Raw genomic sequence first — 9852 nt, 5'->3', positions numbered from 1 at the left:
GGAGCGGACGGCCGCGGGCAGCCGGCCCAGCACCCGTTCCAGCAACCGGTCCCCGCTTCCCCCACGGCCGCCGGGGGCCTCAGCCCACGTCGGCGGCGATCCGACAGATCTGCGCGAACTCGTCGGCGTCCAGGCTCGCGCCGCCGACCAGCGCACCGTCGATGTCCGGCCCGGCCATGATCCCGGCCGTGTTCGCGGCCTTCACCGACCCGCCGTACAGGATACGGACCGCCTCGGCCGTCTCGGGGCCGAAACGCTGGGCGAGCCGCGACCGCAGCGCCCCGCAGACCTCCTGCGCATCTTCCGGGGTGGCGACCTCGCCGGTGCCGATCGCCCAGACCGGCTCGTAGGCGACGACGATCCCGCGCACCTGCTCGGCGGCCAGCCCCTACAGCGGGCCCCCCGCGGCGAGCGCGCACAGCTCCGCGAACCCCTCGGGGTCCAGCGACGCCCCGCCGACGAGCGCCCCGTCGACGTCGGGCTGCGCGACGAGGTCCTTGACGTTGTCCGACTTCACCGAGCCCCCGTAGAGGATCCGCACCGCGTCGGCCACCTCGCCCCCGTGGACCTCCCGCACCCGCTCGCGCACCGCGTGGCAGACCTCCTGGGCGTCCTCGGTGGTCGCGGTCTTCCCGGTGCCGATGGCCCAGACCGGCTCGTAGGCGACGACGATCCGGGACACCTGGTCCGCGGAGAGCCCGGCGAGGGCCCCGTCGAGCTGGCCCGTGCAGTGCGGGACGTGCGACCCCGACTCCCGGACCTCCTCCCCCTCGCCGAGGCAGAGGATCGGCGTGAGGCCCTGGGCCAGCGCCGCGGACACCTTGCGGTTGACCAGGGCGTCGTCCTCGCCGTGGATCGTCCGTCGCTCCGAGTGGCCGACGATGACCCACGCGCACCCGAGCTTGGCGAGCATCGCCCCGGAGACGTCCCCGGTGAACGGGCCCGACTCCTCCGGTGAGAGGTCCTGCCCGCCGTAGGAGATCGGCATCGAGTCCGCGTCGATCACCGTCTGCACGCTGCGCAGGTCGGTGAACGGCGGGCAGACCCCGACGTCGACGTGGTCGTAGTACTTGCTCGGCAGCGCGAAGTAGAGCTTCTGGACCACCCCGATGGCCTCGAGGTGGTTCAGGTTCATCTTCCAGTTGCCGGCGATGAGCGGCTTGCGCGCCACTAGGCCTCCTCGAGAACGGCGATGCCGGGAAGTTCCTTGCCCTCGAGGAACTCCAACGACGCACCGCCGCCGGTGGAGATGTGGCCGAACCGCCCCTCGTCGAGACCCGCCGCGCGGATCGCCGACGCCGAGTCCCCGCCGCCGATCACGCTGAACGCCGGGCTGTCCGCGACGGCCTCCGCCACCCCGGTCGTGCCCGCCGCGAACGGCGCCATCTCGAACACGCCCATGGGCCCGTTCCAGAAGACCGTGGCCGCGTCGGCGAGACGCGCACCGAACGTCGCGACCGTCTCCGGCCCGACGTCGAGGCCCATCCAGCCGTCGGGGATCTCCGTCACCGGGACCGTCCGCGTGTCCGCGTCGGCCGAGAACTCGGAGGCCACGACGACGTCGCTGGGCAGCACGAGGGTGTCCGCGTACTTCGTCAGCAGCTCACGACAGGTGTCGACCTGGTCGGACTCCAGCTTGGAGCCGCCCACGTCGTGGCCCTGCGCGGCGAGGAACGTGAAGCACATCGCGCCGCCGACGAGCAGCGTGTCGACCTTCGGCAGCAGGTTCGTCAGCACGGCGAGCTTGTCGGAGACCTTCGACCCGCCGAGGATCACGACGTAGGGCCGGGCCGGGTCGCCGGTGAGCCGGCGCAGCACCTCGGTCTCGCGGGCGACGAGGTCGCCGCCGTAGGCCGGGAGCTTGCGCGCGATCTCGTACACCGAGGCCTGCTCGCGGTGCACCACGCCGAAGCCGTCGGACACGAAGGCGCCGCCGGGGACGAGCTCGGCGAGCTCGGTCGCCAGGGCATCCCGCTCCGACGCCGTGCCGGTCTCGCGCGGCTCGCACCGCACGTTGGCCAGCAGTGCCACCCCGCCCGACTCGAGGCCCGCGGCGATGTCGTGCGCGGAGTCGCCGACGACGTCCTTCGCCAGCTGGACCCGCTGGTCGAGCAGCTGGCCGAGGCGTCCGGCGACGGCGGTGAGGGTCATCACCGGGTCGCGCCCCAGCGGGTGCGTCTCCTTGGGACGCCCCAGGTGCGCCATGACGAGCACCTTCGCGCCCGCCGCGGCGAGCCGGGTGATCGTCGGGAGCGCGGCCCGGATCCGGCCGTCGTCGGTGATGGTGAAGCCGTCCATGGGGACGTTGAAGTCCGTCCGCAGCAGGACGAAGCGGTCCGCGACCCCCTCGGCGATCAGGTCATCGAGGGTCTTCATCAGAGCTTCGAACCCACCAGCGTGGTGAGGTCCACGACGCGGTTGGAGTAGCCCCACTCGTTGTCGTACCAGCCGATGATCTTCACGGTGTTGCCGTTGAGCACCTTCGTCATCCCGGAGTCGAAGGTGCACGACGCGGGCTGGCCGACGATGTCGGAGGAGACGATCGGGTCCTCGGTGTAGACCAGCACGCCCTTGAGCTCGCCCTCGGCGGCCTTCTTGAACGCCTCGTTGACCTGCTCGACCGTGACCTCCTGGTCGAGGGTCGCGGTGAGGTCGGTGACCGAGCCGTCGGGTACCGGGACGCGCATCGCGACGCCGTTGAGCTTGCCCTCCAGCGCCGGCAGCGCGAGCGCGGTCGCCTGGGCCGCACCCGTCGTCGTCGGGATGATGTTGACCGCGGCCGCGCGGGCCCGGCGGAGGTCCTTGTGCGGGGCGTCGTGGACGCGCTGGTCGCCGGTGTAGGCGTGGACCGTGGTCATGAACCCGGTCTGCAGGCCGAACGCGTCGTGCAGCACCTTCGCCATCGGCGCCACGCAGTTGGTGGTGCAGGAGGCGTTGGAGAGGATGTTCTGGCTGCCGTCGTAGCTCGAGTCGTTGATGCCCATGACGACGGTGAGGTCCTCGCCCTTGGCGGGGGCGGAGATGACGACCTTCTTGGCGCCGGCCTTGAGGTGCTTCCCGGCCGAGTCGGCGTCGGTGAACAGGCCCGAGGACTCGATCACGACGTCGACGCCGAGGTGGCCCCAGGGCAGGTTCGCCGGGTCGCGCTCCTCGAGGGCCTTGATGTGCTTGCCGTTGACGACCAGCTCGTCGCCGGTGGCCTCGACGGTGCCGTCGAAGCGCCCGAGGACCGAGTCGTAGCGCAGCAGGTGCGCCAGGGTCGCGTTGTCGGTGATGTCGTTGACGGCCAGCACCTCGATGTCGGCCGTGCCCTCCGAACGCTGCTTCTCCAGGGCGCGGAACACGTTGCGGCCGATCCGCCCGAAGCCGTTGATCCCGATCTTGATGGTCACAGGGCGTTGTCCTGTCTCTCGTGTGTCGGCGAGGGGCCGCGGCACTGCGGGCTGCACCGACGTTCCCGCTGGCAGCGCGACCCTAACGAAGCGGACGTCCCGCGCCGACCCGGTGAGGAGGTGGTGTGCGCAACCGCTCCCCGGCTAGTGCGCGCGCCCGGCCGGGACCTCGACGAGCTCCTCCTCCTCCATGTCCTCGGTGACGGCGGCGGAGGTGTCGGGGACGCGCAGGTCCTTGGCCTTCTTGTCGGCCATGGCGAGCAGGCGGCGGATCCGTCCGGCGACCGCGTCCTTGGTCATCGGTGGGTCGGCGAGCTGGCCGAGCTCCTCGAGGGAGGCCTGCTCGTGCTGCACGCGCAGCCGGCCCGCGGTGATCAGGTGGTCGGGGACCTCGTCGCCGAGCAGCTCCAGGGCGCGGTTGACGCGCGCGGAGGCGGTGACCGCGGCCTTCACCGAGCGGCGCAGGTTCGCGTCGTCGAAGTTCGCGAGCCGGTTCGCCGTCGCGCGGACCTCGCGGCGCATCCGGCGCTCCTCCCACTGCAGGACCGAGGAGTGCGCACCGATCCGCGTGAGCAGGGCGCCGATCGCGTCGCCGTCGCGGACCACCACGCGGTCGGCGCCGCGCACCTCGCGGGCCTTCGCGGCCACGCCCAGACGCCGGGCCGCGCCGACCAGCGCCATCGCGGCCTCCATGCCCGGGCACGTGATCTCCAGCGCCGAGGAGCGGCCCGGCTCGGTGAGCGAGCCGTGCGCGAGGAACGCGCCCCGCCACGCCGCCTCGGCGTCGCACACCCCGCCCGAGACCACCTGCGGCGGCAGCCCGCGCACCGGGCGTCCGCGCGGGTCGAGCAGGCCGGTCTGGCGGGCGAGCGAGTCGCCGTCGGCCGCCACCCGCACCACGTACCGCGTGCCCTTGCGCAGGTTGCCCTGCGAGAGCACGTGCACCTCGGGCTGGTGGCCGTAGAGCTCGTGGATCTCGCGCCGGAGCCGCCGGGCGGCGTTGCCGGTGTCGAGCTCGGCCTCGACGACGACGCGCCCGTTGACGATGTGCAGCCCACCCCCGAACCGCAGCAGGGCCGACACCTCCGCCCGCCGGCAACAGGTCTTCGTGACGGCGAGTCGGCTCAGCTCGTCCTTCACCGCAGCGGTCATGGCCACCGGAGATCCTCCTCGTCGTAGCGGCGCGCGTCGTCGGTCGGGGTGAAGAACACGTCTCCGGCCCCGAGACGGCGGCGAACCCCGCTCCCCCACTCGTCGACGCGCGCGTCCCACTCGTCGGGTGGGACGCGGTCGCGCGATGCCGCACTGCCCGCCGCATCGCGCAGTGCCCCGGCCAGGGCCACGGGGTCGTGGCGCGGGGCGCCGTCGGGCTCGCCGACGGCGGTGAACAGAATCTCGGCGCCGAACGCCTCGGCGCCCCGGCGCAGCCGGTCCGGTTCGGGGGTCGCCCCCGGGTCGGCGACCACGACGTCGAGGCGCAGCCGCGGCGCGTGCTCGGCCAGCGCGTCGAGGTGCTGCTCGGGCGAGAAGCCGGCGGTCTCGCCCGGCTGCGGGGCGAGGTTGAGCACCAGCACCCGCCGGGCCTCGGTCTCGCACAGCGCGGTGAACAGCTCGGGCACCAGCAGGTGCGGCATGACGCTCGTGAACCAGGACCCGGGCCCGAGGGTGACGACGTCGGCCGCCCGGATCGCCTCGACCGCCTGCGGGCACGCCTTCGGCCGGCGCGGCACCAGGCGGACCTGGCGCACCCGGCCCGGCGTCGTCGCCACCGCCACCTGCCCGCGGATCCGGTGCGCGACGTCGCCGTCGGTCTCGCCGCCCCCCGCCGTCGCCGAGATCCCGAGCCCGGTCACGTCGGCCTCGATGTCGACCGGCAGCGGGCTCATCGGCAGCACCCGGCCGCGCACCCCGAGCAGGCGGCAGGCCTCGTCGAGGGCGGCCACCGGGTCGTCGACGACGTCGAGCAGGCCGGCGAGCACGAGGTTCCCGACGGCGTGCCCGGCGAGGGCGCCGGTGCCGCCGAGGCGGTGCTCGAAGACCCGCCGCCACGTCGCGGTGTCGGTGGGACCGGCGTGGTCGCGCTCGGCGAGGGCGTCGAGGGCCATCCGCAGGTCGCCCCACGGCAGGATGTCCAGCTCGCGGCGGATCCGGCCGGACGACCCGCCGTCGTCGCCGACGGTCACCACCGCGGTGACGTCGTCGGTGAGCCGGCGCAGCGCCCGCAGCGTCGCGTGCAGGCCGTGGCCGCCGCCGAGCGCGGTGGCCTTGAACGCCGCGCCGGGCGCGTCCGGGTTGTCGTGGGCGGCGCCGTGGCCGTTGGTCGGCGGGCTCACTCGCGCCCCACGTCCCGGTGCGTGACGGTCACCCGCACCCCGTCCTCGCCGGTCATCCGGCGGGCCAGCTCCTCGGCGATCGCGACGCTGCGGTGCTTGCCCCCGGTGCACCCGACGGCGACGGTGAGGTAGCGCTTGCCCTCGCGGCGGTACCCCACCCCGACCAGGCGCAGCAGCGCGAGATAGGCCTCGAGGAACTCCTCGGCGCCCTCCTGGGAGAGCACGTAGTCGCTGACCACCGCCTCGCGGCCGTCGTGCTCGCGCAGCTCGGGGATCCAGTGCGGGTTGGGCAGGAAGCGCACGTCGACGACGAGGTCCGCGTCGGCGGGCAGCCCGTGCTTGTAGCCGAACGAGAGCACCGTGACGCTCGAGCCCACCTCGGCCGCGCTGACCGCGAACGCGTCCTCGATCGCCTTGCGCAGCTCGTGGACCGAGCGGTTCGACGTGTCGACGACGAGGTCGGCGACGTCGCGCAGCGGGGCGAGCAGCTCCCGCTCGGCGTCGATGCCGTCGACGAGCCTCCCATCGCCCTGCAGTGGGTGGGACCGGCGGTTCGCCTCGAAGCGGCGGATGAGCACGGCGTCGTCGGCGTCGAGGAACACCACCCGCGGCCGCGCGCCGCGGGTGTCGAGCTCCTTGATCGCCGCGCCCAGGTCGGCGGTGAACGCGCGGCTGCGCACGTCCATGACGACCGCGATGCGCGTGACCTGACCCTTCGACCGCGCGCCGAGGTCGACGACGGTCTCGAGCAGCTCCGGCGGCAGGTTGTCCACGACGAACCAGCCGAGGTCCTCGAGCACCTTCGCCGCGGTGCTGCGTCCCGCCCCGCTGACCCCGGTGACGATCGCGACCTCGACGCCCCCGTCGGGCGTGTCCGCCGTGCTCACGTCCGTCTCTCCCGCCTCACGACGCCTCCCCCGTGGTCGTGCCCGGCTGTGTGGTCCCTGCTCCGCCGTCGTCGTCGTTGAGCGCCGCCAGCACCGCCTCGGCCGTCCGCCGGCCCACGCCGGGCACCTCGGTGATCTGCTCGACCGACGCCGCCCGCAGCTTGCGCACCGACCCGAAGTGCTTGAGCAGCGCCGTCCGGCGGGTCTCGCCGAGCCCGGGGACGTGGTCGAGCGCCGAGGCCGTCATCCGCGTCGAGCGCTTCTGGCGGTGGTAGGTGATGGCGAAGCGGTGGGCCTCGTCGCGCACCCGCTGCAGCAGGTAGAGCGCCTCGGAGGCGCGCGGGAGGATCGCCGGGGCGTCCTCGCCGGGCAGCCACACCTCCTCGAGCCGCTTCGCCAGGCCGCACACCGCGACGTCGGTGATCCCCAGCTCGGAGAGCACCTCCTGGGCCGCCGCGACCTGCGGGGCGCCGCCGTCGACGACGAGCAGGTTGGGCGCGTAGGCGAACTTGCGCGGGCGTCCCGTCGTCGGGTCGATGCCGGGCAACGGGCCGTCGATCTGCGCCGGGTCGATCTCACCGCTCGCGGGCGCACCGTCGGCCGTCTCACCCGAGCAGGAGGTCGACGTCGGGTCGTGGGCGTGATCGTCCGCCGTCTCGCGCAGGTAGCGGGCGAAGCGGCGGCGCACGACCTCGGCGATCGCCGCGACGTCGCCGCCCTCCGCGCCGCCCCGGATGGCGAACCGCCGGTAATCCGACTTCTTGGGCAGGCCGTCCTCGAACACCACGAGGCTCGCCACGACGTCGGAGCCCTGGACGTGGCTGACGTCGGTGCACTCGATGCGCAGCGGCGCGGAGTCCAGCTCGAGGTACTCCTGGATCTCCTCGAGTGCCGCGCTGCGGGCGGTGAGGTCCCCGGCGCGCTTGAGCTTGTGCTGGGTGAGCGCCTCCTTGGCGTTGCGCTCGACGGTCTCGGCGAGGGTGCGCTTGTCGCCGCGCTGGGCCACCCGCAGGCTCACCCGGCTCCCGCGCAGCTCGGAGAGCCACTGCGTGAGGGCCGCGTGGTCCTCGGGCATCGCGGGCACCAGCACCTCGCGCGGGACGGGCTGCACGGCGTCGTCGGCCGAGCCCGCCAGCGCGGCCTGCTCGCCGTAGAACTGCGAGAGGAACTGCCCGACCAGGTCCTCCAGGCCGTCCTCCTCGCCGCGCTCGACGACCCAGCCGCGCTGGCCGCGCACCCGCCCGCCGCGCACGTGGAAGACCTGCACGGCGGCCTCGAGGGGGTCCAGGGCGAAGGCGACGACGTCGGCGTCGGTCCCGTCCCCGAGGACGACCGCCTGCTTCTCGACGACCCGCTTGAGCGCCCCGGCGTCGTCGCGCAGCCGCGCGGCCCGCTCGAAGTCCATGTCCGCGGCCGCGGCCTGCATGTCCTTCTCGATGCGGCCGATCAGCTGGTCGGTGTGGCCCGCGAGGAAGTCGCAGAAGTCCAGGACGATCGCGCGGTGCTCCTCGGCGCTCACCCGCCCGACGCACGGGGCCGAGCACTTGCCGATGTAGCCGAACATGCACGGCCGGCCGATCTGGCCGTGACGCTTGAACACCCCCGGGGAGCACACCCGGGCCGGGAACACGCGGGTCAGCAGCTTGAGCGTCTCGCGGATGGCCCAGGCGTGGGCGTACGGGCCGAAGTAGCGCACGCCCTTGCGACGGGGACCGCGGTAGACCTTGAGCTGCGGGTACTCCTCGTTGAGGGTCACCGCGAGCACCGGATAGGTCTTGTCGTCGCGGTAGCGGACGTTGAACTGGGGGTCGTACTCCTTGATCCAGTTGTACTCGAGCTGGAGCGCCTCGACCTCGGTGCCCACCACGGTCCACTGGACGGCCGCCGCACTGGTGACCATGCGCCGCGTGCGCGGGTGGAGCCCCGAGAGATCCGCGAAGTAGGAGTTGAGCCGCGAGCGCAGGCTCTTGGCCTTGCCGACGTAGATCACGCGGCCGCTCGCGTCGGAGAACCGGTAGACGCCCGGCGCCTCCGGGATGGTTCCCGGCGCGGGGCGGTAGGTGCTCGGATCGGCCATGGCGAGTGCCAGCGTAGGCGTGTCCGCTCAGCGTGTCGGCGTGCACCCAAGCGGGTGGTATCGGCGTGTCGTTCGGCGTGTCTCCACAAGACACACGTGCATCACGGTGTGTCGGCTCGACATGTCACCACCAGTCGCGCTGCCGCTCCCGCCACCGTCGGTACTGCGTCTCGCGCCAGGCGGACTCCCGCCGGGCCCGGGCGTGCCGGGCGACGACGCCGTCGATCAGCGGAAGCGCCCGCAGCACCGCGAGGCGGTCCGCTCGCGGGAGCTGGGCCGCCAGGCGTTCGAGGTCCCGACGCAGGTCGGCGCGGCCGGCGGCGAGGGTCTCGTCGCCCCGGGCGGCGCGCCCCACCCACCAGCGGCTGCGACCGTCCCCCTCGTCGGTGACCCGCTCGGCGTACCCCTGGTCGACGAGCCGGCCCACGGCCCGGGCCGTCGCGGCGTGGCTCAGGGAGCACCGTCCCGCCAGTGCCGCGACCGAGAGCGGGGAGACGATCCCGAGGACGTCCAGCACGGCGAGCATCGAGTGGTCCAGCCCGAGCTTCGTCGCGTCGGCCCGCAGGAACTCCCCGACGACCGGCAGCAACCGGTCCAGGACGCCCTGTGCGAACTCGGCGTTCTCCGCGCGGTCGAGCGCGGCCCGCTTCTCGGTGTCGACCTCACCCACGGGAGCGACGGTAGAGATCGACGACGCCGGCCGGGTCCGCTTCGGCGGAATCGCGGGGCGCGGGCGGTGCAGGGCGTCGACGCGCGGCGCACATACTCTGCCGGCAGCGGGGCACGGTTCTGGGGAAAGCGACGCGCGGCGCACACACTCTGCTGGTGGTCGGGCACGGTTCTGGGGGAACCGACGCGCGGCGCACACATCGTGTTCGCGAACGCCCCGCGGTCGCGCCGCGGCCGGGCGGCCGGTCTCAGCCGAGTGAGCTCCGAGGCCGCGAGGACCGCCGGCCGCGCCCGGAGTGGACCTCAGGGGTTCCGGGCGCAGCCGTGGGCGTCCACTCGGTGAGGCCGCGGCGGGGAGGGCGACGACCTTGCTGTGTGTGTGCGGCGCGCTGGTTTCGACGGGGTCGAACCACGGGTCCGGCGCGGTGTGTGTGCGACGCGCTGGTTCCTACAGGGTCGAGCGCCGGCCCGTCCTTCGTGTGCGTCGCGCACAG

The 9852-nt window shown here is 73.6% G+C and carries 8 protein-coding genes and 1 pseudogene; all 9 read right to left on the bottom strand.

Going from position 1 to position 9852, the window contains the following annotated elements; genetic code table 11:
• Positions 1-79 precede the first annotated feature (79 nt).
• Positions 80-388: pseudogene (locus AC0CYZ_RS09305) on the bottom strand (triose-phosphate isomerase family protein); the annotation flags it as partial.
• On the bottom strand, positions 389-1171 hold the full coding sequence (gene tpiA, locus AC0CYZ_RS09300) for a triose-phosphate isomerase (protein ID WP_472214533.1): 783 nt from the start codon (positions 1169-1171) through the stop codon (positions 389-391). It abuts the pseudogene before it with no gap.
• Positions 1171-2376 carry a phosphoglycerate kinase gene (locus AC0CYZ_RS09295; RefSeq protein ID WP_472214531.1) on the bottom strand — a complete coding sequence of 402 codons (1206 nt, stop codon included), beginning with the start codon at positions 2374-2376 and terminating at the stop codon, positions 1171-1173. Before AC0CYZ_RS09295 ends, tpiA begins: the two co-directional genes overlap by 1 nt.
• Entirely contained in the window at positions 2376-3392 is a 1017-nt protein-coding gene (gene gap, locus AC0CYZ_RS09290; RefSeq protein WP_472214529.1) for a type I glyceraldehyde-3-phosphate dehydrogenase, read from the bottom strand. Before gap ends, AC0CYZ_RS09295 begins: the two co-directional genes overlap by 1 nt.
• Before the next feature lie 144 nt (positions 3393-3536).
• Positions 3537-4550 (bottom strand): DNA-binding protein WhiA, encoded by a 1014-nt coding sequence (gene whiA, locus AC0CYZ_RS09285; protein WP_472214527.1) that lies wholly within the window; start codon positions 4548-4550, stop codon positions 3537-3539.
• On the bottom strand, positions 4541-5725 hold the full coding sequence (locus tag AC0CYZ_RS09280) for a gluconeogenesis factor YvcK family protein (RefSeq protein ID WP_472214525.1): 1185 nt from the start codon (positions 5723-5725) through the stop codon (positions 4541-4543). Before AC0CYZ_RS09280 ends, whiA begins: the two co-directional genes overlap by 10 nt.
• Positions 5722-6612, bottom strand: a complete 891-nt coding sequence (rapZ, locus tag AC0CYZ_RS09275; protein WP_472214523.1) for an RNase adapter RapZ — start codon at positions 6610-6612, stop codon at positions 5722-5724. Before rapZ ends, AC0CYZ_RS09280 begins: the two co-directional genes overlap by 4 nt.
• A gap of 16 nt (positions 6613-6628) precedes the next feature.
• Positions 6629-8689 (bottom strand): excinuclease ABC subunit UvrC, encoded by a 2061-nt coding sequence (gene uvrC, locus AC0CYZ_RS09270; protein ID WP_472214521.1) that lies wholly within the window; start codon positions 8687-8689, stop codon positions 6629-6631.
• A gap of 124 nt (positions 8690-8813) precedes the next feature.
• Positions 8814-9359: a MarR family winged helix-turn-helix transcriptional regulator gene (locus AC0CYZ_RS09265; RefSeq protein ID WP_472214519.1), complete on the bottom strand. Its 546-nt coding sequence runs from the start codon at positions 9357-9359 to the stop codon at positions 8814-8816.
• Positions 9360-9852: the final 493 nt, after the last annotated feature.

The organism is Actinomycetospora sp., from assembly GCF_055612215.1.
Note: the sequence above shows the minus strand (reverse complement) of the source record. Positions and strands in the feature narration are given on the sequence as shown.

Excerpts from the sequence above, each read along its gene's own strand:
- uvrC (WP_472214521.1), bottom strand. The coding sequence starts at position 8,689 with ATGGCCGATCCGAGCACCTACCGCCCCGCGCCGGGAACCATCCCGGAG.
- AC0CYZ_RS09295 (WP_472214531.1), bottom strand. The coding sequence starts at position 2,376 with ATGAAGACCCTCGATGACCTGATCGCCGAGGGGGTCGCGGACCGCTTC.